This window comes from Arenimonas caeni (assembly GCF_003024235.1).
Taxonomy (GTDB): Bacteria; Pseudomonadota; Gammaproteobacteria; order Xanthomonadales; family Xanthomonadaceae; genus Arenimonas; species Arenimonas caeni.
In genome coordinates this window covers 182,110-207,605 of the sequence record NZ_KZ679084.1, presented here as the reverse complement: position 1 = coordinate 207,605, position 25,496 = coordinate 182,110, and the positions used below count along the sequence as shown (strand labels likewise).

Genomic DNA, 25,496 nt, shown 5'->3' with positions numbered 1-25,496 from the left:
TCAGTCCTGCAGCGCCAGCACCAGGTAGGCGCGGGCCCGGGCCCAGTCGCGCTCCACGGTGCGCACCGAGCGGCCCAGCGCGAGGGCGGTTTCGGCGGTGGTCAGGCCGGCGAAGAACCGGCACTCGACCACGCGCGCCAGCACCTCGTCGTGCCGTTCGAGCGCGGCCAGGGCGGAATCGACGTTGAGCACAGTGGCGCGCGCCAGCGGGTCGTCGCCGGCCAGTTCGGCGTTGTCCAGGTGCACGGCGCCGGCGCCGCGCTTGGCGGCCAGGCGTCGCCGCGCCTTGTCCACCAGCAGCTGGCGCATCGCGCGCGAGGCCACGGCCAGGAAGTGGCCGCGGTCGGCCCAGAACTCGCCGCCGTTGCCGGCCAGGCGCATCCAGGCCTCGTGCACGATGGTGGTGGGGCTGGTGGTGGCGGCATTGCCCCAGCGCGCCAGCTGGCGTCGGGCGATCGCGCGCAGCTGCGCGTAGATCTGCTCGTCCAGCGACGCCGGCACCGGGCCGGCGTCGTCGGCGGCGTTCTCGTCGGGGGTGTCGTTCATCGCGACTCCGGGGCGGCGCCTGCCCCGGAGTCTACTGCATGGCGCCAGCACGACCGTGATGGCTCAGGCCGGTTGGAGTTCGAACACCAGGCCCTGCAGCGCGAAGGCTTCGTCCGGGCAGGCAATGGCCAGCCGCACCTGCGGCCCGCGGTGGCGGGGATCGACGTCGCGGACCTCGGCCTTGCCCAGCAGCGCCAGCGCCTCGCGTGCGGAATATCCCTGCTTGCGTTGCGCCGGCATGGCCGGGGCCGGGATCGACAGCGAACCGGGCAGGTACATGTCGCCCGGCAGGTAATGGTCGCTCTGGAAAAAATGGTTGGGGTAGTCGGCCTCGTCGCGCAGCAGCTTGGCCAGCACGCTGCCGTCGTCGGACGACGCGAATTTGGCGACCCGCGAGGCGAAACCCTCCACCGGCTTGCCGGCGAAGAGGCGCGCCGCCAGCAGCTGCACGCCGATCGAATCGGGCACGCGGCCCCGGGCTTTGGTGTTCGACCAGATGGCGTCGGCCAGCTTCGGGCCGCCGAGGCGTCCGACGCCGGGGAAGGCGGCAAAGGAAATCGACAGCGCGGACGAGACGCGCCGGCCATCACGGGTGGCGGCAAGCGAAGGGGCGGCCAGGGCCAGGCCGGCCAGGCCGGCAGCGGTGAGGAAACGGCGGCGATCGATGGACATGGGCGGGACTCCTCGAGGGGGTGTCCTTGCCACGCAGGTTCGTGGCGGAGTCCGCCAGCGGGGCGCCGGTTCAGGCGGTGGCGGCGGCGCCGGCGCCGGGCACGGCCAGGGCCTCGAGCACCTCGCCGTCGGCGTGAATGCGCAGCACGCTGCCCTGGTCGTACCAGTCGCCCAGCACGAAACGCTGGGCCGGGCGGCCGCCGACCTCGAGTGCGTGCATCGCCGGACGGTGCGTGTGGCCGTGGATCAGCCGCGTGACGCCGTAACGCGCCATCGTCTCGGCCACCGCCCGCGGATTCACGTCGGTGATGGTTTCCGACAGCCCCTGCTGGTGCTCGCGGCTGGCGGCGCGCGCCTGCGCGGCGAAGGCCTGGCGTGCGGCCAGCGGCTGGGAAAGGAACTGCGCCTGCCAGGCCGGGTCGCGCACCTGGCGGCGGAAGGCCTGGTAGGCGGTGTCGTCGGTGCACAGCAGGTCGCCGTGCATGAGCAGGGTGGGCACGCCCTGCAGCACGGCCACGCAGGGGTCGGGCAGCAGGGTGGCGCCGCAGCGTTCGGCCATGCGCTGGCCGTAGAGGAAATCGCGGTTGCCGCGCATCAGGAACACGGGCACGCCGGCGTCGGACAGCGCCTTGAGCGCGGCGCAGACGCTGGCGCCGGGTTCGCCGGGATCGTCGTCGCCGACCCAGGCCTCGAACAGGTCGCCGAGGATGTAGAGCGCCTCGCAGCCGCGCGCCTCGCCTTCGAGCAGTTCGATGAAGGCACGCGTGGTCGCCGGGCGCGCCGCATCCAGGTGCAGGTCGGAAACCAGCAGCAGGCTCATGGCGTGCCCGGGTCGAGCAGCTGCACGCGCTCGATCAGCACCGGCGTGGTCGGCACCCAGGCCGCGAACGGGCCCTGGCCGGCGGTGGGGACGGCGGCGATGCGCTCGAGCACGTCCATGCCCAGCACCACGCGGCCGAACACGGCGTAGCCCGAGGTGTAGGGGCTGTCGCCCGGGCGCGGGTCGAACGCGGGGTTGTCGGCAAGGTTGATGAAGAACTGCGTCGTGGCCGATTCGCTCACGCCGCGGTCGCGCGCGGCGGCGATGGTGCCGCGGCGGTTGGACAGGCCGTTGCCGGCCTCGTTCGGGATAGGCGCGCGGCTGGGCTTGGGCTGCAGGTCGGGCGTGAAGCCGCCGCCCTGCACCAGCAGGCCCGGCACCACGCGGTGGAATACGGTGCCGTTGTAGTGGCCCTCGCGGGCGTAGGCCAGGAAGTTCTCGACCGTACGCGGCGCGGCGGCCGCATCGAGTTCGAGCACGATCTCGCCCATCGTCGTTTCCAGCCGCACGCGCGGCGGCGCGGGCGCGGGTTCCTGCGCGTCGGTCGCGGCGACCGGCACCGGCGGGGCGGGCGGCGCGGCGAGGGCGGCAAGAGGAAGCAGCAGGGGCAGCAGCAGGGCAGGGCGCAGGAGCATCGGCCGGTTCGGGTATGCGGACCGGGCCATGGTAGCGCACCCCGTCCCGGGCCCCTGCTTCGGGCCTCCACCACGTGCGCGGCCCCGGGGGCGTTGCCGCAGGCGCCGTCCAGGGGGGATTGGCGTAAAATGGCCGGCTTTCCGACCCCGAGCCCGGCCCGATGACCTGCCGCACCCGCTTCGCCCCCAGCCCGACCGGTTTCCTGCACATCGGCGGCGCCCGCACGGCGCTGTACTGCTACCTGGAGGCGCGCCGCCGCGGCGGCCAGTTCATCCTGCGCGTGGAAGACACCGACCGCGAGCGCAGCACGCAGGCCGCGATCGACGCCATCCTCGAGGCGATGGACTGGCTGGGCCTGGACTACGACGAGGGCCCGATCTACCAGACCGCGCGCCTTGGCCGCTACCGCGAGGTGGCCGAGCAGATGGTCGCCGCCGGCACGGCGTACTACGCCTACGAGACCAAGGAAGAGCTCGAGGCCATGCGCGAGGCCGCCATGGCCCAGAACCTCAAGCCGCGCTACAACGGCTACTACCGCGACCGCAACGAGCCGTACCGCGAGGATCCCAACCGCGTCATCCGCTTCAAGAACCCGATCGGCGGCACGGTGGTGTTCGAGGACAAGATCAAGGGCCGCATCGAGTGGAGCAACGACGAGCTCGACGACCTGGTGATCTTCCGCTCCGACGGCTACCCGACCTACAACTTCGCCGTCGTCGTCGATGACCTGGACATGGGCATCACCGACGTCATCCGCGGCGACGACCACGTCAATAACACCCCGCGCCAGATCAACATCTACAAGGCGCTGGGCGCGCCGGTGCCGCATTTCGCGCACATGCCGATGATCCTCGACCCCGAGGGCGCCAAGCTGTCCAAGCGTTCGGGCGCGGCCAACGTGATGTCCTACAGGCAAGAGGGCTACCTGCCGCACGCGCTGGTGAACTACCTCGCGCGCCTGGGCTGGTCGCACGGCGACCAGGAAATCTTCAGCCGCGACGAGCTCAAGGCGTTGTTCGCGATCGAGGACGTGAACCAGAAGGCCTCGCGCATGGACCCGGCCAAGCTCGGCTGGCTCAACCAGCACTACCTCAAGACCGACGACCCGGCCGAGGTGGCGAAACACTTCGAGCCGCAGTTGCTCGCCCACGGTTACGACCTGTCGAAGGGCCCGAAGCCGGCCGACGTGGTGGTGGCGCTGCGCGACCGCGTGCAGACGCTCAAGGAAATGGCCGAGCGCGCCCACGTCTGGTACTGCCCGTTGCTGCAGTACGACGAGGCCGCGGTGGCCAAGCACTTCACCGGGGCCGCGCGTGCGCCGCTCACCGAGGTGCGCGCGCGCCTGGCGGCGCTGGACGCCTGGAGCCCCGAGGCCGTCGATGGCGCCCTGCGCGCCGCCGCCGAGGCCCTGGGCGTTGGCCTGGGCAAGGTCGCCCAGCCGCTGCGCGTGGCCATCACCGGCACGCAGGTGAGCCCGTCGATCGACCACACGGTGTTCCTGGCCGGCAAGGACGAGGCGCTGGCGCGCATCGACGCGGCCATCGCGAAACTGCCCGCCTGATCTTTCGAGGGGCTCCAACAGGGGCGGCGCAGCGTTGATTTGTGCGCTGGCAGGCCCCAACCTAGACCCATGGCCCGCAAGCACCACGCCCACGACTGCACCGATCCTTCGCACCACGTGCATTCGGCCGGCGATTACGTGCGCGCGGTCGAGCAGGCCTGCGCCGAGCGCGGGCTGCGCCTGACCCCGCTGCGGGCCCAGGTGCTGGGCCTGATCGCCGACGCCGGCAAGCCGGTGAAGGCCTACGACCTGCTCGACGCCATGAAGGAAGAAAACGGCTCGAGCGCGCCGCCCACGGTCTACCGCGCGCTGGATTTCCTGCTCGAGCAGGGCTTCATCCACCGCCTGGCCTCGGTGAACGCCTTCGTCGGCTGCCACCATCCGAACGTCCGCCACTCGGTGCCTTTCCTCATCTGCGACCAGTGCCAGGCCGCGATCGAGCTCGAGGACGAACGCATCACCGGCCTGCTCGACGAGCAGGCGCGTGCGCTGGGCTTCTCGCCCCGCGCCCAGACGCTCGAGGTCCACGGCCTGTGCGCCGCCTGCGCCGCCGCCTGACGGCGCTGCCTTCGCTGGTGCTGGCCGGCCTGCTGGCGGCCGGGCCGCTGGCCGCGCAGGACTTCCCGATCGATCCGCCCGCCGGCACGGCGCCGGCGCCGCCGGAGGGCCTGGCCCTGCCGACGGATTTCCTCCCGCCCCAGACCGACCTGGTCACGCCGCTGGCCATCCTCGACCGGCTGGTGGTGCCGGGGACGCGCATGCAGCTCGAATGGCGGCCCGGCGGCGGCATCAGCAGCGCCGAGATCCCCAGCCCGGTGGTGGTCACGCGCGGCGCGCTGGCCGGGCCGGTGCTGTGCCTGGTGGCCGGCGTACACGGCGACGAGATCAACGGCATCGAGATCGTGCGCCAGCTTTCGCATTCGGTCGACCCGACCCGCCTGTCGGGCACCATCATCGGCGTGCCCATCGTGAACGTGCACGGTTATTCGCGCGGCTCGCGCTACCTGCCGGACCGGCGCGACCTCAACCGCTTCTTCCCGGGCACCCGCCAGGGCTCGATCGCCTCGCGCATCGCCAACGCTTTCTTCCAGGACGTGGTGAGCCATTGCGACATGCTGGTGGACTTCCACACCGGTTCCTTCGACCGCAGCAACCTGCCGCAGGTGCGCGCCGACCTCACGCGCGCCGAGGTGCTGGAGTTCAGCCGCCACTTCGGCAACACCGTGGTGCTGCACAGCCAGGGCAACAAGGGCATGCTGCGCGTCGCCGCGACCGCGGTGGGCATTCCGTCGGTCACCTTCGAGGCCGGCTCGCCCGGCCGGCTCGAGCCCACCGAGATCGCCCAGGCCGTGGCCGCGATCGAACGCCTGATGGTGCACGTGGGCATGCGCGAGGACCCGAGCGCCGCCGAACCCGGCGCCGCGCTCGACCCCGACGTGGTCGCCAAACGCCCCGAGCCGGCGCCGATCTTCCTCGACTCGCGCTGGGTCCGCGCCAATTCCGGCGGCCTGCTGATCAGCGAAGTCACGCTGGGCCAGCACGTGCAGGCGGGCCAGCGCCTGGGCCGGGTGATCGACCCGGTCGCCAACGTCGAGCGTTACCTGCTCGCGCCCGTGGGCGGGCGCGTCATCGGCATGTCGCAGAACCAGGTGGTGCTGCCCGGCTACGCCGCCTTCCATCTCGGCATCCAGACCAGCGAGCAGCAGGCGGTGGAAGAAGCCGGCACGCCCGGCGATGCCGTCGAGGAAGACCCGGATCCGGGCGAGCGGCCGGAGCCGCCCGACCCGGCCGCCGGCGAAGACTACGAGTAGTCCGCCCGCCGCGGCCGCGCGGCGTCAGAAGCTCACGCGCACGCCGGTCATCACGTTGCGGCCCGGCAGCGGGGCGAGGTCCTTGAGGTAGGAGGTGTGCTGGCGAGCCTCGCGATCGCCGAGGTTGCGGCCTTCGACGAACAGTTCCCAGCCGGCGCCGCCCACGTCCCAGTGGTATTCCAGGCCGGCGTCGACCAGGGTGTAGCCCGCGGTCGCGCTCTCGCCCGCAGCGACATCGTCCTGCGTCGCCACGCGCACCGCGCCCAGGCGCGCGTGCCATGGCCCCTGCCGCCAGAGCAGGTCGCTGCCCACGCGACCCGGCGCGATGCGCGGCAGGCGGCCGCCGGCGTCGGGCCTGGCGTCCACGCCGTCGGCGAATACGCGCAGCGTCCACAGGCCGCTGGCGTTGTCGGCCAGTTCCACGTCCAGCGTGGTTTCCCAGCCGCTGAACACGGCGTCGCCCTGCACCCAGGCGCGCACCGGCAGCCCGTCTTCCATGGCGCCGGTGTCGGCCAGGTAGATGAAATCGTCGAAGCGGGTGCGGAACACCGACACGGAGCCTTCGAAGCGGCCCTGGTGCAGGTGCAGGCCAAGTTCGGCGCCCAGTGCCACTTCGTTGTCCAGGCCGGCGTCGCCGATCTCGTAGCTGCCGGTGGCGATGTGCGGGCCGTCGGAGAACAGTTCCTCGGCGGTCGGCACGCGCTCGGCGCGGTTGAGGTTCAGGCTCAGGTGCACGGCCTCGTTGACGTCCCACAGCGCGCCGGCGGCGAGGCTGCTGGCCGAACGGTGCACGGCGGGGGCCTGGGCGTCGGGAGTCACGCGCACGCGGTCGTGGCGCGCGCCGAATTCGAGCTTGAGCCGGCCGAAGTCCTTCTCCGTGAGCGCGAACAGGCCCAGGTCGCGGCTCAGCGAAGGCGGCACGAAGGCCTCGTCGCCGATGGCCGAGAAGTCGCGCTCGGAATACTGCAGGCCGAAGGCGCCGCGCCATCCATTGCGCTCGCGCAGTACGGCTTCGACGCGGGCCTCGAGGCCGTCGTTCTCGAAGCGGGTGCCGACTTCGTCGCCCTCGAGTTCGGCGTGCTCGTACAGGCTGCGCACGACGCGCCAGTTCAGCTCCTGCAGCGGACCCGGGTCGCGGACGCCGCCGCGGGCCTCGAAGCGGTCCTGGCGCAGGTCGACGCGCACGGGCTCTTCGCCATGGCCATGCCCTTCGTCCTCGCGCTCCCCGTCGTGGTCCTCGTCCTCGCCGTGGGCATGCGCGCCGGGCGGAATGCCGTAATTGCTGCGATAGGTGCTGGCGGCCAGGCCGAACCAGGCGCGCTCGCCGAACCAGCTGCCGCCCAGGGCGCCGCCCTCGGTGGTGAGCCGGCTGTTGGGCAGTCGACCGCGGGCGAAGTGGCCGGGGTCTTCGCCTTCTTCGATCCCTTCGGCGACCAGTGCGTCGGAGAAGGCGTAGCCGGAGATGCGGTAGTCGTCGGCGCTGCGACGGAAGACGTCGGCGTGCAGGGTCAGCGCGCCGGCGTCCATGTCCAGGCGGGCCATGCCCGTGGCCTGGTCGTCGACGCTGCCGTGGCGCAGTTCGGCGCGGCCGGAGACGGCGCGGCCGACCTGCGCGGTCGGTACGCGGCCATCGACCACGTTCACCGCGCCGCCGATCGCGCCGCTGCCGTAGAGCAGGGTGGCCGGACCCTTGAGCACTTCGATCTGGTCGGCAAGGAAGGGTTCGATGCCGATCGCGTGGTCGGCGCTGACGGTCGAGACGTCCAGCGCGCTGTTGCCGTTGGCCAGCACCTGTACCCGCGCGCCCTCGAGGCCGCGGATGACCGGGCGGCCGACGCCGGCGCCGAAGCTGGCGTTCTGCACGCCGGCCTGGCGCTCGAGCGTTTCGCCGAGGTTGCCGGCCTTGCGGGCATCGAGGTCTTCGCCGGCGAGCACGTCCACCGGCCGGGCCAGGTCGTCGATGCCCTGGCGCAGCGGCGAGGCGGTGACTTCGATCGCCTCCAAGGTGTGGGGCTTGTCGTGGGCGTGGTCCTCGTCCGTCGTGCCGGTGGCCTGGCCCCAGGCGGGGGCGGCGAGGGCGAGCAGCACGGCGAGGGTGAGCGGGGCGGGGCGGGCTTGGGCTGTCATGGCGGGGCCGGGAGCAGGGTTCGTCAATGTTATACTGTTTCAGTCGTAAATGTTATATTGTTCCCCCATGTCCGCAAGCCCCGCCCCGAGGATCACCCCCGTCATGGCCACCCCCATGCCCCGCCCGCGCCTGCGACTGCCCGCGTGGGCCGACCGCCTGGGGGCCTGGGGCGCCTTCATCTGCGCGCTGCACTGCGCCCTGGTGCCGGTGGCGCTGGCCCTGGTGCCTGCGGTCGGCATGGGCCTGGTGGCCTGGCACGGGCTGGAATGGGCCTTCACCAGCCTGGCCACGGTGCTGGCGGTGGCGAGCCTTTGGATGGGCTACCGGGGCCATCGCGCCTACCACGCCTGGCTGCTGGTGGCGCCGGGCCTGACCCTGGTCTGGACGGCGCTGCTCTATTCGCCGCTGCACACCTCCGGCCTGCCGCATGCCGCGGCCATGGCCGTCGGCGGCGTGCTGATCGGGATCGCCCACATCGTCAACCTGCGCCTGTCCTTCGGCCACAGCCACTGAGGCGCGCCTGCACCTTGGTGCAACGGGGGCGCGATGGTAGGCTACGCGCCCCGCGACACACTAATTCAAGGAAACATCATGGGTAGGGGCGACAAGAAGACCACCAAGGGCAAGCGTTACGCCAGCAGCTACGGCAACGCCCGCCCGCAGACGGCCACCAAGGTGACCGCCGGCAAGGCACCGGCCGCCAAGGCTCCGGTCGCCAAGGCGCCGGCCAAGAAGGCCACCAAGAAGGCCGCCGCCAAGTAATACCGCTTCTGGAGATGGGGCCGGGGAACATCTGCGTTTCAGGCGCGAATGTTCCCCGGCCCCATTTTCATTGGACGCGGCGGCCGGCGACATGGACGGCGTGCACGAGTTCGCCGCCCAGCCAGTAGGCCAGTTCCGCCGGGTGGCCGATGCGCCACTGCACGAAGTCGGCGCGCTGCCCGGGCACGAGGCGGCCGCGGTCGTGCAGGCCCAGGGCCAGTGCACCGTGGTGGGTGGCGCCGCGCAGCGCCTCCTCGGGCGTGAGCCGGAAGTGGGTGCAGGCCAGCGACATGGCCAGCCGCAGCGACTGCAGCGGCGCCGTGCCGGGGTTGAGGTCGGTGGCCACGGCCATGGGCACGGCGTTCGCACGCAGCGCGTCGATCGGCGGCAGTTTCGTTTCGCGCAGCACGTGGAAGGCGCCGGGCAGCAGCACCGCCACGGTGCCGGCCGCCGCCATGGCCCGCACCGCGTCCTCGCCGGTCCACTCGATGTGGTCGGCCGAGAGGCCGGAGAAGCCCGCCACCAGCGCCGCACCACCGAGGTCGCTGAGCTGGTCGGCGTGCAGCTTCACCGGCAGGCCGAGCGCGGTGGCGGCCTCGAACAGGCGCCGGGTCTGCGCCGGCGTGAAGCCGATGCCTTCGCAGAAGGCGTCCACCGCATCCACCAGCCCTTCCTGCTGCAGGCGCGGCAGCCACTCGATGGTGGCGGCGATGTAGTCGTCGGGCCGGCCGGCGAACTCCGGCGGCAGCGCGTGCGCGGCCAGGCAGGTCGTGCGCACCGTGATGCCCAGCGTCTCGCCCACGCGCCGCGCCACCCGCAGCATGCGCCGCTCGGTTTCGAAGTCCAGGCCGTAGCCCGACTTGATCTCCAGCGTGGTCACGCCGTCGGCCAGCAGCGCCCGCGCCCGCGGCAGCGAGGCGGCCAGCAGCGCCTGCTCGTCGGCCGCGCGGGTGGCGCGCACGCTCGAGAGGATGCCGCCGCCCTCGCGGGCGATCTGTTCGTAACTGGCGCCCTGCAGGCGGCGCTCGAATTCCTGCGCGCGGTCGCCGCCGAACACCAGGTGGGTATGGCAGTCGACCAGGCCCGGCGTGATCCAGCGGTGCCCGGCCGACTCCACCCGGGCCGCCAGCGCGGCCGGCTCGCCGGGCAGCTCCCTGGCCGGGCCGGCGAAGGCGATCAGGCCGTCCTTCCAGGCCAGCGCGCCGTCCTCGATCGCGCCGTAGGCGCCGAGGTCGTCGCGCAGCGTCGCCAGCCGTGCGTCCAGCAGCAGCCGGTCCCAGGGCGGGGCGAGCCGGCCGATCACCGGATGGCCCCCGCGGCGCGCAGCGCGGCCGGGTCGAAGCCGAAGGCGCCGGCGATCTCGTCGCTGTGCTCGCCCAGCTTCGGCGGCGGACGCTCGAGCCTGGGCGGCGTACCGGAGAGCTTGATCGGGCTGCCCACCAGCGGGATGCCGCCGATCTCCACGCGCATGCCGCGCGCCCGCGCCACCGGGTGCTCGAGCGCCTGGCGCACCGAGTTGATCGGCGCGGCCGGCACGCCGGCCTGCTCGAACAGGGCCAGCCAGTGCCCGATGGTCCCGCCGGCGAACACCCCTTCCAGCGCCTCGCACAGGGCGTCGCGGTGGGCCACGCGGGCGGCGTTGTTGCCAAAGCGCGGGTCGCGCAGCCAGTCCTCGCGCCCGAGCGCATTGCACAGTTGGATCCAGAGTTTCTCGCTCGCCACCGCCAGGACGAATTCGCCGTCGCTGGCGCGGAAGGCCTGGTAGGGCACGATGCTGGCGTGCGCGTTGCCGTAGCGCGGCGCGTCGGCGCCGGTGAACAGCGCGTTGCCGGCGACGTTGGCCAGCAGCGCCAGCTGGCTGTCGAACAGCGAGACGTCGATGCGCTGGCCGCGGCCGTCGCGATGGCGCTGCAGCAGCGCCGCCAGGATCGCCGTGGCGGCGTTCTGGCCGGTGGCCAGGTCGGCCACGGCCACGCCCACCTTGGAGGGCTCGCCGTCGGCCGGGCCGGTGATGGACATCAGCCCGGCCTCGGCCTGCACCACGTAGTCGTAGCCCGGGCGCATCGCCGCCGGGCCGTCGCGGCCGTAGCCGGAGATCGAGCAGTAGACCAGGCGCGGGTTGATCGCCGCCATCGCCTCGTAGCCCACGCCCAGCGCCTCGGCGCCGCCGGTGCGGTAGTTCTCCACCAGCACGTCGGCCTCGCGCACCAGGGCCTCGAGCAGCGGCCGCGAGGCCGGCGTGCGCAGGTCGATGGCCAGCGAGCGCTTGTTGCGGTTGCAGCAGGCGAAATAGGCCGACATGCCGTCCAGGAAGGGCGGGCCCAGGCCGCGGGTGTCGTCGCCGTCGAAGGACTCGAGCTTGATGACGTCGGCGCCCAGGTCGGCCAGGGTCATGCCGCACCAGGGGCCGGCGAGCACGCGCGAGAATTCAAGGACCGTGATGCCGGAGAGGGCGCCCATGCCGGGCATTGTATGCGGCCCGTCGGGCGGCATGCCAAACTCCCGCCATGACGCCTCCCGACGCCATCGAGCCCCTTCGCGACGCCGCCGGCCACTGGCAATTGCCGGGCCTGGCCAACCTGCATTCGCACGCCTTCCAGCGCGCCATGGCCGGCCTGGCCGAGCGCCAGGGCGACCCGAACGACAGCTTCTGGACCTGGCGCGAACTGATGTACCGCTTCGCCGGCCGCTTCGATCCCGACAGCCTGCATGCGGTCGCCTGCCAGCTCTACGCCGAGATGCTCGAGGCGGGCTACACGACCGTCTGCGAGTTCCACTACCTGCACCACCAGCCCGACGGCCGGCCCTACGACGATCCGGCGGCGATGTCGAAGGCACTGGTCGCCGCGGCGCGCGACACCGGCATCCGGCTCACCCTCCTGCCGGTGCTGTACATGAGCGGCGGCTTCGACGGCCGGCCGCTGTCGGATCGGCAGCGCCGCTTCGGCCATTCGCTCGACGCCTACCTGGCGCTGCTGCAGCAACTGCGGGGCCTGCGCGGGGAGACGTTCGAGGCCGGCGTCGCCCTGCACAGCCTGCGCGCCGTGCCCGCCGACGCCATGCGGGCGCTGCTTTCGGCCATCGGCGACGAGCCGATGCCGGTGCACATCCATATCGCCGAGCAGCTGCACGAAGTGGAGGAATGCCTGGCCCTGCGCGGCGCCCGGCCGGTGCGCTGGCTGCTCGACAACGCCGGTGTCGATGCCCGCTGGACCCTCGTGCACGCAACCCACCTCGACGCCGGCGAAGTGGCCGGCATCGCCGCCAGCGGCGCCACCGTGGCGATCTGCCCGACCACCGAGGCCAACCTCGGCGACGGCCTGTTCCCGCTGGCCGACTACCTGGCGGCCGGCGGGCACTGGGGCGTGGGCAGCGATTCGCACGTGTCGGTGTCGGTGGTCGAGGAGCTGCGCTGGCTCGAGTACGGCCAGCGCCTGCGCACGCACCGGCGCAACGTGGCGGTGTCGCCGGCGCAGCCGAGCACCGGCGCGCTGCTGTATTCCCAGGCGCATGCCGGCGGCATGCGCGCCTGCGGCCAGCCGGGGTCTGCCGCCGATCGCGTGCAGCTCGATGGCGACGCGCCCGCCCTGGCCGGCGCCACCGCCGGCGATCTGCTCGACCGCTTCGTCTTCGCCGGCAACCGCCCGCTGGTGCGCGAGGTCGACGTGGCCGGCCGGGCCTGCGTGCGCGGAGGCCGGCATCGCGACGCCGACGGCATCGCCGCGCGCTATCGCCTGGCCCTGGCGGACCTGCTCGGGGGAGGCGGCTGATGGCCGGGGCCGAGCTTGCCGGCGAGGCGCCATCGGTCGAGCGGTTGCTGGCCCAGCGGCTGGGGCTGCCCTTCATCACCCTGACGGACGTCTCGCCGACGGGCGCGGCGCTGGCCATGGTGCCGGCCGAACTGGCCTACGCCCGCTCGGTGTTGCCGCTGGACGTGTGCGGCGACGTGCTGCGGCTGGCGATGGCCGACCCGGCCGACGCCGACACGGTGCACCTGCTGCAGTTCCTGGCGGGCAAGCGCCTGCAGTTGTTCGTGGCCGCGCGCGCCGACCTCGACCGCGCCATCACCCGGCATTAAGGCGACAGCCACGGCGCCGAACTGTTCGAGGTGGGCAAGGACGACGAGATCATCGAGGCCCGGTCCGGGCCCGGCCACGTGCCCACACCGGAGGAGGAGCGCTACCTGCTGCGCCCGATCGTGCGGCTGGTGTCGCACATCCTCACGATGGCGGTGCGGCGCGGCGCTTCGGACGTGCACATCCGCCCGGGCGAGGCCGACGTGGACCTGGTGTTCCGCATCGACGGCGTGCTGGTGCCCATCCGCACTTTCTCGCAGTCGCTGCTGACGATGGTGGTCGGCCGGATCAAGATCCTCGCCGGCATGGACATCACCGAGCGCCGCCTGCCGCAGGACGGCCAGGCCCGCATCGGCGTCAACGGGCGCATGGTGGACCTGCGCATCTCCACCATCCCCACCATCCACGGCGAGAGCGTCGTAATCCGCCTGCTCAACACCTCGGTGGCGATGAAGTCGATCGCCGACCTGGGCATGTCACCGCAGGACGCCGCCCGCCTGGCCGATGCCTGCGAGCGCAACCAGGGCATGATCCTGGTCACCGGCCCGACCGGCTCGGGCAAGTCGACCACGCTGTACGCGGCGCTCAACACGATCCTGCAGCGCAACGTCAACATCATCACCGTCGAGAACCCGGTCGAGTACCACATCCCCGGCGTCGAGCAGGTGCCGATCAACGCCGAGGTGGGCCTCACGTTCTCGCGCGTGCTGCGCAACATCCTGCGCCACGACCCCGACGTGATCATGGTCGGCGAGATCCGCGACCACGAGACCGCCAAGATCGCCGTCGAGAGCGCGCTCACCGGCCACCTGATGCTCAGCACGCTGCACACCAACTCCGCGGCCGCCACCATCGCGCGCCTGCTGGAGATGGACGTCGAGGCGTACCTGATCCGCGCGACCCTGCTGTGCATCCTCTCGCAGCGGCTGGTGCGGCTGATCTGCAATGAGTGCAGGGCTCCCGAGCCGGTCGATCCCAGCCTGCGCGCGCAGATGGGCCTCGGCCCCGGCGAGGTCTTCTACGCCGGCAAGGGATACCCGGCCTGCAACGGCACGGGCACCCGCGGCCGGCGGATGACCTACGAGCTGCTGTTCGTCACGCCGGCACTACGCCAGCTGCTGGTCGAGGAGGCCGACACCGACGCGATCGCCGCCCGCGCCGAAGCCGACGGCATGGTGCCGCTGCCCCAGCATGCGCTCTCGCTGGCCCGCCAGGGCCTGATCACGCTCTACGAGGCCTTCCGCATGCGGGCCGACTGAGGCCGGCCCCCGGGGGGTTCGTCGGTCCGGTCGCGGGTTTCGTCGCAAAGCCCGGCGGCCCCGCCGCGGCGGCGGCAATCTGCCAGCCTGCCCACGGTGGAGGTTGCTGCCATGTCCCTGGTTCCGTCCCTGTCCTGCCTGTCGCTTGCCCTGTTGGTGTCCACGCCGGCCGCCGCGATGTCCGATGCCGAACTGGCCGCCAAACTGGGCCAGCGCCTGCATGGCGACCGCACCGGCGCCTGTCTCGCGGTCGCCGTCGTCGAAGACGGCACCGTCGCCCGCGCCTATGGCTGCGCCGACCCCGCGGCCGAGCCCCGCGTCGGCCCCGGCACCGCCTTCGAGATCGGCTCGGTCAGCAAGACGATGGTCGCGGCCCTGGTCGCGCGGGAAATCGAGGCCGGCCGCGCCTCGCTCGACGACACGCTGGCCAGCTGGCTGCCCGAAGGCACGCGCGTGCCCGACTTCGAGGGCAAGCCGATCCTGCTGCGCCACGTGCTCACCCATACCGGCGGCCTGCCGGCCCTGCCGCCCGGCGTGGCCATCGCCGACCCGGGCAATCCCTACGCCGGCATGCGCGCCGCCGACCTGCATGCGGCGCTGGGCCGGGTGACGCTGTCGCGCGCCCCCGGCACTGCCTTCGAATACTCCAACTTCGCGCTGATGCTGCTTTCCGAAGCGCTGGCGCGGCGCGCCGGCCAGCCGGTGGAAGCGCTGCTGGACGCGCACGTGTTCAGCCCGCTGGGCATGGCCGGCGCCTATCTCGACGATCGCCCCGAGGGCGTGCAGGCGGCCCGGGGCCACGCGCCCAACCGCAACGTCGTGCCGGCCTGGACGTTCCGCGACGATACCGGCGGCGTCGGCGGCGTGCGCGCCACGCTCGACGACATGGTGGCCTACGTGCAGGGCCAGCTCGGCGGCGCGCCGGCGGATCTTCAGCCATTGCTGGACCTCACCCAGGCGCCCGCCTGGACCGGCGGCCGGCCGGAGATGGGCATGGGCTGGATCATCGCGCCGCTCAACGAGCGCCGCGTGCACGTGCACGAAGGCGGCACCGGCGGTTTCACCTCGATGGTGGTCTTCGACCGCCAGGCCGGCCGCGGCGTCGTGGTGCTGTCCGATACGGCCCAGCATTCGCTCGGCGGCCTGGGCAGCCTGGGCCTGCACCTGCTCGACCCGGCGGTGCCGCTGGGCGTGCCCCGTCGCGAGGCGACCGCGCCCGGCGAGCTGCTCGACGCGCTGGCCGGCGATTACCAGCTGCAGGGCGCGATGAAGATGTCCGTGCGCCGCAAGCAGGACGCGCTCGAGATCCAGGCCGAAGGCCAGCCGCCCTTCGCCATGGGCTACGACAGCGCCGGTGATTTCTATCCGCTGGCCTTCGACGCCGTGCTGCGGCCGGTGCCCCGGCCCGATGGCAGCCTGGCCTTCGTCTGGCTGCAGGGCGGCGGCGCGGTGCCGGCGCAGCGCCTGCCGGAACGTGGTGCCCGGCCCTGAACGCTGGTTATCCTGCGACGGCCATGAGCGAGCCTGCCTCGACCTACTCCCTGCGCCAGCCCCTGCCCGCCGAAGTGCTGGTGGGCGGGGACGCGCCCTGGAACCGCTACCAGCGCTTCCCGGTGTTCAGCCGTCGCTGGCTGGCCGGCCGCGCCAGGGTCTTCGGCGTCGCCATCCTGTGTTTCGCGCTGCTGTCGGGTGTCGGCATCGCCGCCCTCACCGGGCAGTGGCAACTCGGCGCACGGATCACCGCGCTGCAGGGCGTGGCCTTCTTCCTGATGGCGATGGGCGGGCCGGCGCTGGCGAGCTGGGTGCGGCACCAGCGCTGGCCGTACCGGCGCGAGCGCGCCGCGGTGGTGCTGGCGCTGTTGCTGGGGATGGGCGCGAGCTTCGTGATCGACCGCTGGAGCTCGGCCGAGGTCGACCGCACCGTCCGGCCCTCGCTGGCCAGCTCCGGCGTCGTGTCGGAGCGCGAGCCCGAGTTGGCGCCCGGGGTCCGGCCGCTGGCGACCGCCATCAACCTGGTGTTCCTGGCGGGCATCTATGGACTGCTCGGCGGCGGCCTCGCCCTGCGCGCCTATTTCCGCGAGCACCAGCGCTGGCAGGCGGTGCAGCGCACGCGCGAGCTTCGCGCCCTGCGCGAGCACAAGCAGCAGGCCGACCTGCGCCTGGGCCTGCTGCAGGCGCAGGTGGAGCCGCACTTCCTGTTCAACACCCTGGCCTCGGTGCGCGCGCTGGTGCGCAAGGACCCGGCCCAGGCCGAGGCCACGCTCGACGCCCTGGTCGCGCACCTGCGCGCCACCATCCCGAAGCTTCGCGACGGCCAGGCCATGCTGCATTCCACGCTCGGCCAGCAGCTCGACATCTGCGCCAGCTACCTCGAGCTGATGCGCCTGCGCATGGGCGGGCGGCTGAGCTACGCGGTGGAGGCCGAACCGCCGCTGCGCGCGCGCCCGTTCCCGCCGCTGCTGCTGATCACCCTGGTCGAGAACGCGATCAAGCACGGCATCGAGCCCCAGCCCGGGCCGGGCCGGGTGGACGTGCGCGCCAGCCTGCGCGGCGATCGCCTGGTGCTGAGCGTGGTCGACGACGGCGCCGGCCTGCAGCCCGGCCTGGGCAGCGGCGTGGGCCTGGCCAACGTGCGCGAGCAGCTGGCCACGCGCTACGGTGGCGCCGCCACCTTCAGCCTGCGCAACCTGGCCGGCGGCCGCGGCGCGGTGGCCGAGATCATCCTGCCGGCGAACGGGGAAGGGGAGGGCCGATGACCACCGTCACCGCGCTCATCGCCGAGGACGAGGCCCCGCAGCGCGCGGCCCTGCTCGACATGCTGGCCGAGGCCTGGCCGGAACTCGAGGTCGTGGCCGCCTGCGAGGATGGCGTGGCCGCGCTCGAGGCGCTGGCCGTGCACCGGCCCGGGGTCGCCTTCCTCGACATCCGCATGCCCGGCGTGTCCGGCCTGGACGTGGCGCGCGCCGTCGTCGCGGCCGGCGGCCAGGTCGTCTTCACCACCGCCTACGACGACTACGCCATCCGCGCCTTCGAGGCCGGCGCCGTCGACTACCTGCTCAAGCCGGTGGCGCCGGCGCGCCTGGCCACCGCCGTCGAGCGCTTGCGCGAGCGCCTGGCGAACGCGCGCGAAGAGGACCTGCAGGCCCGGATCGAGCAGCTCGAGGCGCGCCTGCGGCCCGAGGGCGAACGGCGCATCCGCTGGATCAGCGCCAGCGTCGGCGACAACGTGCGCATGCTGGGCGTGGACGAGGTGCTGTTTTTCCAGGCCCAGGACAAGTACGTGCGGGTCGTCACCGCCGACGACGAGGCGGTGATCCGCACGCCGCTCAAGGAACTGCTGGCCGGGCTCGACCCGGACGAGTTCTGGCAGGTCCACCGCGGCGTGGTGGTGCGCGTGTCGGCGATCGACCGGGTGCGCAAGGACGAGTTGGGCAAGGCCCGCCTGAGCCTGCGCGGCCGCGACGGTTCCCTGCCCGTGAGCGCGGCCTTCCTGCACCGCTTCCGCGGCATGTGAGCCGCTGGCCGGCGGTGGCGCGGGCGGTTACGCTCGCGGCTGGCCAGGCTGGGTTTTCGGATGCGCACCCCTTCGGTTGTCCTCGCGCGGATCCTCGCAAAGGCCTTGCTGCTGCTCGTGCTGGTCGCGGGCCTCGTGGTGCTGGTCGTTCCCTCCGGCACCCGGTCGGGGCCCGGGCGGCCCGTGCTGGTGTTCGCGGCCGCGAGCCTGCAGGAAGCCATGCAGGCGCTGGCCGGGGACTGGAACGCCCGCGGCGGCCGGCGCGTCGAGCTGGCCTTCGCCGGCAGCGCCACGCTGGCGCGGCAGATCGAAGCCGGGGCACCGGCCGATGTTTTCATCTCCGCCGATGCGCAGTGGATGGACCACCTGCAGGCGCAGGGCCGGCTGCGCGCCGGCTCGCGCTTCGACCTGGCCGGCAACACGCTGGTGCTGGTGGCGCCGGCGACGGAGGCGGTGCCGCTCGATCACGCCGCGCCCGGAGCCATCGCCGCGCGGCTGGGCGACCGGGGCCTGCTGGCGGTGGCGGACGTCGGGTCGGTGCCGGCCGGGCGTTACGCCCGCCAGGCGCTGCAGGCCACCGGCCACTGGGACGAGGTCGAAGCGCGGCTGTCGCAGTCGGACAACGTGCGCACCGCGCTGAACTTCGTGGCGCGCGGCGAGGCGCCGCTGGGCATCGTTTACGCCACCGACGCCCGGGTGGAGCCGCGGGTGGCGGTGGTGGCGCGGTTCGAGCCGGGCAGCCACGCGCCGATCGTCTACCCGGTCGCGGGCCTGGCCCGTTCGCCGGCGGGAACGGCCGACGACTTCCTGGCCTGGCTGCGCGGCCCCGAAGCCCGGATCATCCTGCGCAAGCACGGTTTCAGCGAGCCCTGAATGTTCAGCGAGGCGGAATGGACCATCATCGGCCTGAGCCTTCGGGTGGCGATGCTGTCGACCCTGCTGTCGCTGCCGTTCGCGCTTGCCACGGCCTACGTGCTGGCGCGCTGGCGTTTTCCCGGCAAGGCCCTGTTCGACGCCCTGGTGCACCTGCCGCTGTTGCTGCCGCCGGTGCTCACCGGCTACTGGCTGCTGCTGCTGTTCGGCCGGCAGGGGCCGGTGGGGCGAGTGCTCGAGCAGGGCTTCGGGCTGGTGCTGGCCTTCGACTGGACCGGCGCGGTGCTGGCGGCGGCGGTGATGGCCTTCCCGCTGTACGTGCGCGCGATCCGGCTGTCGATCGAAGCCATCCCGCGCGAGATCGACGAGATGGCCGCCAGCGTCGGCGCCCGGCCCTGGGCCACCTTCCTGCACGTGGTGCTGCCGCTGAGCCGACCCGGCATCCTCGCCGGCATGGCCCTGGCTTTCGCCAAGGCCCTGGGTGAGTTCGGCGCCACCATCACCTTCGTGGCCAACATCCCCGGGCGCACGCAGACGCTCTCGCTGGCCATGCACGGCCTGCTGCAGGTGCCGGGCGGCGAGGCCGGCATCCTGCGCCTGGCGGTGGTGTCGGTGCTGCTGGCGCTCGGCGCGCTACTGGCCTCGGAGTGGATGGTGCGGCGCTCGCCCTACCGGCGGGCGAGCGAATAGGGGCGGCGACTATACTGGGGCAACCGTCCAAGGGAGCGCCCCATGCCCGCCAGCCGCAAAGACCCGTCGCGCAGCATCCGAGCCCCGCGCGGCAACCAGCTCAGCTGCCAGTCCTGGCTCACCGAAGCCGCCTACCGGATGATCCAGAACAACCTGGACCCGGACGTGGCCGAGAACCCGGCCGAGCTGGTGGTGTACGGCGGCATCGGCCGCGCGGCGCGCGACTGGCAGTGCTACGACCGCATCCTCGACACCCTGCGCACCCTGCGCGACGACCAGACCCTGCTGGTGCAGTCGGGCAAGCCGGTGGGCGTGTTCCCGACCCATCCGGACGCGCCGCGCGTGCTGATCGCCAATTCCAACCTGGTGCCGCACTGGGCCACCTGGGAACACTTCCACGAGCTCGATGCCAAGGGCCTGATGATGTACGGCCAGATGACGGCCGGCAGCTGGATCTACATCGGTTCGCAGGGCATCGTGCAGGGCACCTACGAAACCTTCGTCGAAATGGGCCGCCAGCATTACGGCGGCGACCTCACCGGCCGCTGGATCCTCACCGCGGGCCTGGGCGGCATGGGCGGCGCGCAGCCGCTGGCGGCCTCGCTGGCCGGTGCCTGCTCGCTGACCATCGAATGCCAGCAGTCGCGCATCGACATGCGCCTGCGCACGCGCTACGTGGACGAGCAGGCGCGCGACCTCGACGACGCCCTCGCGCGCATCGAGAAGTACACCGCCGAAGGCAAGGCCATCTCGATCGCGCTGCTGGGCAACGCCGCCGAGATCCTGCCCGAGCTCGTGCGCCGCGGCGTGCGCCCCGACGCCGTCACCGACCAGACCAGCGCCCACGATCCGCTGCACGGCTACCTGCCGGCCGGCTGGACGCTGGAGGAGTGGTTCAGCGAGCAGAAGAACAACCCCGAGAAGGTCATCAGCGCCGCCAAGCACTCGATGCGCATCCACGTCGAGGCGATGCTGAACTTCGAGGACATGGGCGTGCCCACCTTCGACTACGGCAACAACATCCGCCAGATGGCCTTCGACGTGGGCTGCGAGGACGCCTTCGACTTCCCGGGCTTCGTGCCGGCCTACGTGCGGCCGCTGTTCTGCCGCGGCATCGGTCCCTTCCGCTGGGTGGCCCTGAGCGGCGACCCGGAGGACATCTACAAGACCGACGCCAAGGTGAAGGAGCTGATCCCCGACAACCCGCACCTGCACCGCTGGCTGGACATGGCGCGCGAGCGCATCAGCTTCCAGGGCCTGCCGGCGCGCATCTGCTGGGTGGGCCTGGGCGACCGCCACCGCCTGGCGCTGGCCTTCAACGAGATGGTGCGCAACGGCGAAGTCAGTGCGCCGATCGTGATCGGCCGCGACCACCTCGACAGCGGCTCCGTCGCCAGCCCCAACCGCGAGACCGAGGCCATGCTCGACGGCTCCGACGCCGTGTCCGACTGGCCGCTGCTCAACGCCATGCTCAACGTTGCCGGCGGCGCCACCTGGGTGAGCCTGCACCACGGCGGCGGCGTGGGCATGGGCTACAGCCAGCACAGCGGCGTGGTGATCGTGGCCGACGGCACCGACGCCGCGGCCGCGCGCCTGGGCCGCGTGCTGTGGAACGACCCGGGCACCGGCGTCATGCGCCATGCCGACGCCGGATACGAAATCGCCAAGGCCTGCGCCCGCGAGCAGGGCCTGCAGCTGCCGATGCTTTGACTGGAGAGAACACGATGATCGGTTACGTCACCCTCGGCACCAACGACCTGCCGCGCGCCTGTGCCTTCTACGACGCGCTGATGGCCGGGCTGGGCGCGAAGCGGATCATGGAGGGCGAGCGTTTCGTCGCCTGGGGCGCCGACATGCAGGCGCCCAGCGTCGGCGTGATCAGGCCCTGGGACGGCAAGGAGGCGACGCCGGGCAACGGCACCATGGTGTCGCTGGCGGTGCGCACGCCGGCCCAGGTCGATGCGCTGCACGCGAAGGCGCTCGAACTCGGCGGCACCGACGAGGGCGCGCCCGGCGAGCGCTTCAAGGGCTTCTATGCCGGCTATTTCCGCGACCCCGACGGCAACAAGCTCAACTTCTTCTGCATGGGGCACTGAGCGCGCCGTGCTCTGGGAGACGCTCGGCGCCGCGCGCGACTTGGGCCGCCTGCAGGAGGTGGCGCGGGTGCTGATGCGCTACGGCTTCGGCGACCTGGTGCGGCGCGTCGGGCTGTCCGGCGCGCTCGAGCGGGCCGGGCGGCTGGTGCGCTCCGAGCACGTGGCCGAGCTGGCCACGCTCACCCCGCCCGAGCGCGTGCGCCGCGCCTTCGAGGAAATGGGCCCGAGCTTCGTCAAGCTCGGCCAGCTGCTGGCCACCCGCGTCGACCTGTTCGCGCCGGAGTGGATCGCCGAATTCGAGAAACTGCAGAACCAGGTGCCGGCGGTGGATTTCGAGGCCGTGCGCGGGCAGCTCGAGGACGACCTGGGCGGTCCGGTCGACTCGGCCTTCGCCTGGTTCGACGAAACGCCGATCGCCGCCGCTTCCATCGCCCAGGTCTACCGGGCCCGCCTGAAGGACGGCAGCGAGGTGGCGGTGAAGGTGCGCCGCCCCGGCATCCGCCCGCTGGTGGAGGCCGACATGCGCCTGCTGCAGCGGATGGCGCGCATCCTCGAATCCGAATCGCCGGAACTGCGCCGCTACCAGCCGCAGGCGCTGGTGCGCCAGCTACAGGCCTCGCTGGCGCGCGAGCTCGACCTGGCCGCCGAGTGCCGCCACGCCGAGCGCATCGCCGCCAACCTGGCGGAGGAGGCGGCGCTGGTGGTGCCGCGGGTGTACTGGGACCACACCTGCGAGCGCATGAACGTGCAGCAGTTCATCGAGGGCATCCCGCTGGGCGACCAGGACGGACTTCGCGCCGCCGGCGCCGACCTGCCGTCGCTGGCCCGGCTCGGTGCGCGCGTCGGCATGAAGATGCTGTTCGAGGACGGCTTCTTCCACGCCGATCCGCACCCGGGCAACGTCATCCGCCTCGAAGGCGACCGCCTGGCCCTGCTCGACTTCGGCATGGTCGGGCGCCTGTCGGAGGCGCGCCGGCACCAGGTGCTCGACCTCTTCGACGGCCTGGTGCGCCGTGACGCCGGCCAGGTGGCGGAAGTGATGCTCGACTGGGCCGGCGACGAACGCGTGGACGAAACGGCGCTGCAGGCGGAAGTGGATGCCTTCATCGACCACTACCACGGCGTGCCGCTGGGCGACCTGCGCCTGGGCAACATGCTCACCGAGATCGCCGCGATGCTGCGCGAGCACGCCGTGGTGCTGCCGGCCGACCTGGCGATGATGGTCAAGGTGCTGGTGACGCTCGAGGGCGTCGGCCGGCGTCTGGACCCCGGATTCGACATGGCGTCGGAGGCCGCGCCCTTCCTGCGCCGGGCCATGCTGTCGCGCTACTCGCCGCGCGCCATCGCCCGCCGCGGCCGCCGCGCCGCCGGCGACACGCTCGAACTGCTGTCCTCGCTGCCGGGCCAGCTGCGGCACACGCTGCGCGCGCTGCGCCAGGGCCGCATGAACGTCAACCTCGACGTCGAGCGGCTCAAGGCCTTCGGCGACCAGGTGGCGCACTCGGCCAACCGGCTCACCGTCGGCATCGTGGTGGCGGCGCTGATCATCGGCTCGTCGATCGTGATGACAGTCGAGGGCGGGCCGACCCTGCTTGGCCTTCCCGTGTTCGGACTGCTCGGCTTCGTCGGCGCCGCGATCGGCGGCGTCTGGCTGGTCTGGACGATCTGGCGCAGCGGCGGCGGCCGCTGACGTTCAGCCGGGGCCGCGGACGCGGACCTCGGCGTCGCCCCAGCGCACCACCTGGCCGGCGCGGATCTTGGCGGTCTTGCGCAGCTCGACCTCGCCATCCACCGTTACTTCGCCGCTGGCGACGATGGCCTTGCCCATGCCGCCGCTATCGCACAGCCCGGCCAGGCGCAGCAGGTCGTTGAGTGCGACGAACTCGCGGTCCAGCTCGAAATCGATGCGAGTCATGCAGTCTCCGGGGAGTCGGGCAGGCGCTTGGCCAGCCAGCGGTCGAGGGCGTTGGCGAAGGCCTGCACGTCGCGCGGGTGCAGGGCCGGCGGGCCGCCGGTGTTGACGCCGGCCCCGCGCAGTTCGTCCATGAAATTGCGCATGGACAGGCGCTGGGCGATCGAGTCGGCGGTGTAGAGCTCGCCGCGCGGGTTGAGGGCCAGCGCGCCCTTGTCCAGAGCGCGCGCGGCCAGGGGGATGTCGGCGGTCACGACCAGGTCGCCGGCGGCGCAGCGCTCGGCGATGGCGTCGTCGGCCACGTCCGGTCCGCCGGCCACCTGCATCGAGCGGATGAACCGGGAGCCCGGGGTGCGGATCCAGCTGTTGGCCACCAGCACCACCGCCACCTTCGCGCGCTCGGCGGCGCGGAAAAGGATGTCCTTGATGAGGTTTGGACAGGCGTCGGCGTCAACCCAGATCGTCATGCGTGGCCACGTGGTTTCGGGCCCGCAGTCTACGCCGCGGGCCCGGAGGCCGGGCAAAAAAGAAGGCAGGGCCGCCTGTCCCGAAACAGCCGAATGCCCTGCCAAAGGGTGTCAACGCCAGGGGGCGGTTGACTGCAAATTGGGTGCCCGGCGATCCCGACGAGGCTGGTTTCACAGCGGGCAGCCACACTGGACCATGCCGCCCGGCGGGGCCGCAAGACAGGCCGTGGGCGGTAGGTGGGCTGGACAGGTAAGAGGCACTAACAGGGGCATGGCAAGTGCCTGAATCTGCTGGATCCCGCCGGACGGATGCAGCGAATCCGGACAAGCTGGCGACAGTCCGGATTACGCGGTTATTGCCACTAACCTCGCGCTGCCCCGGAGGGCGTCTCCACGGCCTCCCGGCGCCCATGCGCCCGGGCCAGCCCGAGGCCGGTGCCGGCCCAGGCCAGGGCCACCAGTGCGCCGATCACGCCCACCACGGCGGGGCTGGACGCCAGCGCATCGATGCCGGCCTTCACCCAGCCGCTCACCGCGTCCGCGCCGCGGTAGACGGCGGTGTCGATGACGTTCTTGGCCTTGTACTTGGCCGCCGGCGCGACGACGGTGAACAGCATCTCGCGCCCGGGCCGGGCCAGTGCGTACTCGCCGGCGCGCCGGGTCACCATCACGATCGCCAGCACGGCGAAGGTCGGCGCCACCGCCAGCCACAGGAAGCCGCCCACCATCACCACCGGCACCGTCGTCAGCAGCACCACCAGGCCGAGCCGGCGCACGATGCGGCCGGTGAGGAAAAGCTGGGTGAGGATGGCCAGGGTCTGCACCACGGCGTCGAGCGTGCCGAAGACGCGGGTCTGGTCGATCGGGTCGGGGAAATGCATTTCGACCAGGCGCGCCTGCTCGAAGTACAGGAAGGTCGTCACCGACGCCAGCAGCACCACGAAGGTGGCGATGCCCAGCAGGTAGGGCGAGCCCAGCACGGTGCCGATGCCGGCGAAGGGGTTGCCGCCCAGCGGCGCACGCCGGGCGGGTGCGTCGGCCGGATCCAGGGGGCGGGCATCGCGCCAGCGCTGGAGCCACATGGCCGCCGCCGCCGAGCCGAGCAGCAGCACCGTCGCCAGCGCCATCAGCCCGCCGTGGCCCAGCCGGCCCACCAGCACCAGGCCAAGCAGCGGCCCCACCAGGCCGCCGGCGCTGGCGCCGGCCGCGATCAGCGCGAACAGGCGCTTGGCCTGCGAGGAGGGCATCAGGTCGGCCAGCACGCTCCAGGCCACCGAGATCGCCAGCAGGTTGAACACCGACAGCCAGATGTAGAAGCCGCGCGCCAGCCAGGCGATTTCGGGCGCCATCGAAATGGCCACGGCGAAGGCCAGCAGGTTGCTGGCGAAGAAGCCGTAGGTCCAGGGCAGGATGCGCCGGCGCGCGACGCGGCTGGCGATCAGGCCGAACACCGGGATCGCCGCCAGCGTGGCGACGAAGGTGCCGGTGAACAGCCACTGCAGGTTGCGCACGCCGCCGGCGATGCCCATGGTTTCGCGCACCGGCCGCAGCATGAAGTAGCCGGCGAAGAGCAGGAAGAACATGGCCATGCCGGCCGCGACCGCCGGCAGTTCGTCCGGATCGACTCCGAGCAGGGATGACAGCCGGCGCTGGAAGGGGCCGGCCGCCGCCAT

The 25,496-nt window shown here is 72.4% G+C and carries 26 protein-coding genes; 16 read left to right on the top strand and 10 right to left on the bottom strand.

Going from position 1 to position 25,496, the window contains the following annotated elements; all coding sequences use genetic code 11:
* The 4 genes from C6N40_RS01080 to C6N40_RS01065 form a co-directional block, all read right to left on the bottom strand.
* On the bottom strand, window positions 1–546 hold the full coding sequence (locus C6N40_RS01080; protein WP_106989152.1) for an ECF-type sigma factor: 546 nt from the start codon (window positions 544–546) through the stop codon (window positions 1–3).
* A gap of 63 nt (window positions 547–609) precedes the next feature.
* Entirely contained in the window at window positions 610–1,218 is a 609-nt protein-coding gene (locus C6N40_RS01075; protein ID WP_106989151.1) for a hypothetical protein, read from the bottom strand.
* A 70-nt stretch (window positions 1,219–1,288) separates the two neighbouring features.
* The gene (lpxH, locus tag C6N40_RS01070) at window positions 1,289–2,038 is read right to left on the bottom strand and encodes a UDP-2,3-diacylglucosamine diphosphatase (RefSeq protein WP_106989150.1); all 750 of its coding nucleotides are present in this window, start codon (window positions 2,036–2,038) and stop codon (window positions 1,289–1,291) included.
* On the bottom strand, window positions 2,035–2,673 hold the full coding sequence (locus C6N40_RS01065) for a peptidylprolyl isomerase (RefSeq protein WP_106989149.1): 639 nt from the start codon (window positions 2,671–2,673) through the stop codon (window positions 2,035–2,037). Before C6N40_RS01065 ends, lpxH begins: the two co-directional genes overlap by 4 nt.
* A gap of 161 nt (window positions 2,674–2,834) precedes the next feature.
* On the opposite strand from C6N40_RS01065, the gene gltX reads away from it, so the two are divergent.
* The 3 genes from gltX to C6N40_RS01050 all read left to right on the top strand — a co-directional run bounded on the left by gltX (window position 2,835) and on the right by C6N40_RS01050 (window position 6,046).
* A complete protein-coding gene (gene gltX / locus C6N40_RS01060) occupies window positions 2,835–4,235 on the top strand; it encodes a glutamate--tRNA ligase (protein WP_106989148.1) in 1,401 nt (466 codons plus the stop codon).
* A 69-nt stretch (window positions 4,236–4,304) separates the two neighbouring features.
* Window positions 4,305–4,793: a transcriptional repressor gene (locus C6N40_RS01055; RefSeq protein WP_106989147.1), complete on the top strand. Its 489-nt coding sequence runs from the start codon at window positions 4,305–4,307 to the stop codon at window positions 4,791–4,793.
* Window positions 4,769–6,046: a succinylglutamate desuccinylase/aspartoacylase family protein gene (locus tag C6N40_RS01050; RefSeq protein ID WP_106989146.1), complete on the top strand. Its 1,278-nt coding sequence runs from the start codon at window positions 4,769–4,771 to the stop codon at window positions 6,044–6,046. Before C6N40_RS01055 ends, C6N40_RS01050 begins: the two co-directional genes overlap by 25 nt.
* A gap of 24 nt (window positions 6,047–6,070) precedes the next feature.
* On the opposite strand, the gene C6N40_RS01045 is transcribed toward C6N40_RS01050, so the two are convergent.
* A complete protein-coding gene (locus C6N40_RS01045; protein WP_106989145.1) occupies window positions 6,071–8,173 on the bottom strand; it encodes a TonB-dependent receptor in 2,103 nt (700 codons plus the stop codon).
* Between the two features lie 103 nt (window positions 8,174–8,276).
* On the opposite strand from C6N40_RS01045, the gene C6N40_RS01040 reads away from it, so the two are divergent.
* Together C6N40_RS01040 and C6N40_RS01035 are read left to right on the top strand one after the other, a co-directional pair.
* Window positions 8,277–8,687 carry a MerC domain-containing protein gene (locus C6N40_RS01040; protein ID WP_425477632.1) on the top strand — a complete coding sequence of 137 codons (411 nt, stop codon included), beginning with the start codon at window positions 8,277–8,279 and terminating at the stop codon, window positions 8,685–8,687.
* Window positions 8,688–8,765: 78 nt separating this feature from the next.
* A complete protein-coding gene (locus tag C6N40_RS01035; RefSeq protein WP_106989144.1) occupies window positions 8,766–8,936 on the top strand; it encodes a 30S ribosomal protein THX in 171 nt (56 codons plus the stop codon).
* A 67-nt stretch (window positions 8,937–9,003) separates the two neighbouring features.
* Here C6N40_RS01035 and hutI read toward each other — a convergent pair whose 3' ends face one another.
* Both hutI and C6N40_RS01025 read right to left on the bottom strand, forming a co-directional pair.
* Window positions 9,004–10,239, bottom strand: a complete 1,236-nt coding sequence (gene hutI, locus C6N40_RS01030; RefSeq protein WP_240183410.1) for an imidazolonepropionase — start codon at window positions 10,237–10,239, stop codon at window positions 9,004–9,006.
* Complete coding sequence (locus C6N40_RS01025) at window positions 10,236–11,396, bottom strand: CaiB/BaiF CoA transferase family protein (protein ID WP_106989143.1); 1,161 nt, start codon at window positions 11,394–11,396, stop codon at window positions 10,236–10,238. The genes hutI and C6N40_RS01025 overlap by 4 nt, the downstream gene beginning before the upstream one ends.
* Window positions 11,397–11,443: 47 nt before the next feature.
* On the opposite strand from C6N40_RS01025, the gene C6N40_RS01020 reads away from it, so the two are divergent.
* The 11 genes from C6N40_RS01020 to C6N40_RS00970 all read left to right on the top strand — a co-directional run bounded on the left by C6N40_RS01020 (window position 11,444) and on the right by C6N40_RS00970 (window position 23,134).
* Window positions 11,444–12,706 carry a formimidoylglutamate deiminase gene (locus tag C6N40_RS01020; RefSeq protein WP_106989142.1) on the top strand — a complete coding sequence of 421 codons (1,263 nt, stop codon included), beginning with the start codon at window positions 11,444–11,446 and terminating at the stop codon, window positions 12,704–12,706.
* Complete coding sequence (locus tag C6N40_RS01015) at window positions 12,706–13,014, top strand: GspE/PulE/PilB domain-containing protein (protein ID WP_106989141.1); 309 nt, start codon at window positions 12,706–12,708, stop codon at window positions 13,012–13,014. Before C6N40_RS01020 ends, C6N40_RS01015 begins: the two co-directional genes overlap by 1 nt.
* A gap of 30 nt (window positions 13,015–13,044) precedes the next feature.
* Window positions 13,045–14,271, top strand: a complete 1,227-nt coding sequence (locus C6N40_RS01010) for a GspE/PulE family protein (RefSeq protein WP_106989140.1) — start codon at window positions 13,045–13,047, stop codon at window positions 14,269–14,271.
* 111 nt (window positions 14,272–14,382) lie between these two features.
* The gene (locus C6N40_RS01005) at window positions 14,383–15,762 is read left to right on the top strand and encodes a serine hydrolase domain-containing protein (protein WP_106989139.1); all 1,380 of its coding nucleotides are present in this window, start codon (window positions 14,383–14,385) and stop codon (window positions 15,760–15,762) included.
* A 23-nt stretch (window positions 15,763–15,785) separates the two neighbouring features.
* Entirely contained in the window at window positions 15,786–17,027 is a 1,242-nt protein-coding gene (locus C6N40_RS01000; protein WP_106989138.1) for a sensor histidine kinase, read from the top strand.
* Complete coding sequence (locus C6N40_RS00995) at window positions 17,024–17,785, top strand: LytR/AlgR family response regulator transcription factor (RefSeq protein WP_106989137.1); 762 nt, start codon at window positions 17,024–17,026, stop codon at window positions 17,783–17,785. The genes C6N40_RS01000 and C6N40_RS00995 overlap by 4 nt, the downstream gene beginning before the upstream one ends.
* 60 nt (window positions 17,786–17,845) lie before the next feature.
* Window positions 17,846–18,658: a molybdate ABC transporter substrate-binding protein gene (gene modA / locus C6N40_RS00990; RefSeq protein ID WP_106989136.1), complete on the top strand. Its 813-nt coding sequence runs from the start codon at window positions 17,846–17,848 to the stop codon at window positions 18,656–18,658.
* Window positions 18,659–19,348: a molybdate ABC transporter permease subunit gene (modB, locus tag C6N40_RS00985; protein ID WP_106989135.1), complete on the top strand. Its 690-nt coding sequence runs from the start codon at window positions 18,659–18,661 to the stop codon at window positions 19,346–19,348.
* A 42-nt stretch (window positions 19,349–19,390) separates the two neighbouring features.
* Window positions 19,391–21,058: a urocanate hydratase gene (hutU, locus tag C6N40_RS00980; protein ID WP_106989134.1), complete on the top strand. Its 1,668-nt coding sequence runs from the start codon at window positions 19,391–19,393 to the stop codon at window positions 21,056–21,058.
* A 14-nt stretch (window positions 21,059–21,072) separates the two neighbouring features.
* Window positions 21,073–21,444 (top strand): VOC family protein, encoded by a 372-nt coding sequence (locus C6N40_RS00975; protein ID WP_106989133.1) that lies wholly within the window; start codon window positions 21,073–21,075, stop codon window positions 21,442–21,444.
* A gap of 7 nt (window positions 21,445–21,451) precedes the next feature.
* The gene (locus C6N40_RS00970) at window positions 21,452–23,134 is read left to right on the top strand and encodes an ABC1 kinase family protein (RefSeq protein WP_205208512.1); all 1,683 of its coding nucleotides are present in this window, start codon (window positions 21,452–21,454) and stop codon (window positions 23,132–23,134) included.
* A 3-nt stretch (window positions 23,135–23,137) separates the two neighbouring features.
* Here the strand turns inward: C6N40_RS00970 and C6N40_RS00965 are convergent, their stop codons facing one another.
* From C6N40_RS00965 to C6N40_RS00955, 3 genes are all read right to left on the bottom strand, one after another.
* Window positions 23,138–23,359 (bottom strand): RNA-binding S4 domain-containing protein, encoded by a 222-nt coding sequence (locus tag C6N40_RS00965; protein ID WP_106989131.1) that lies wholly within the window; start codon window positions 23,357–23,359, stop codon window positions 23,138–23,140.
* Window positions 23,356–23,823, bottom strand: a complete 468-nt coding sequence (locus tag C6N40_RS00960; protein ID WP_106989130.1) for a YaiI/YqxD family protein — start codon at window positions 23,821–23,823, stop codon at window positions 23,356–23,358. The genes C6N40_RS00965 and C6N40_RS00960 overlap by 4 nt, the downstream gene beginning before the upstream one ends.
* A gap of 362 nt (window positions 23,824–24,185) precedes the next feature.
* Window positions 24,186–25,496 carry an NTP/NDP exchange transporter gene (locus C6N40_RS00955; protein WP_106989129.1) on the bottom strand — a complete coding sequence of 437 codons (1,311 nt, stop codon included), beginning with the start codon at window positions 25,494–25,496 and terminating at the stop codon, window positions 24,186–24,188.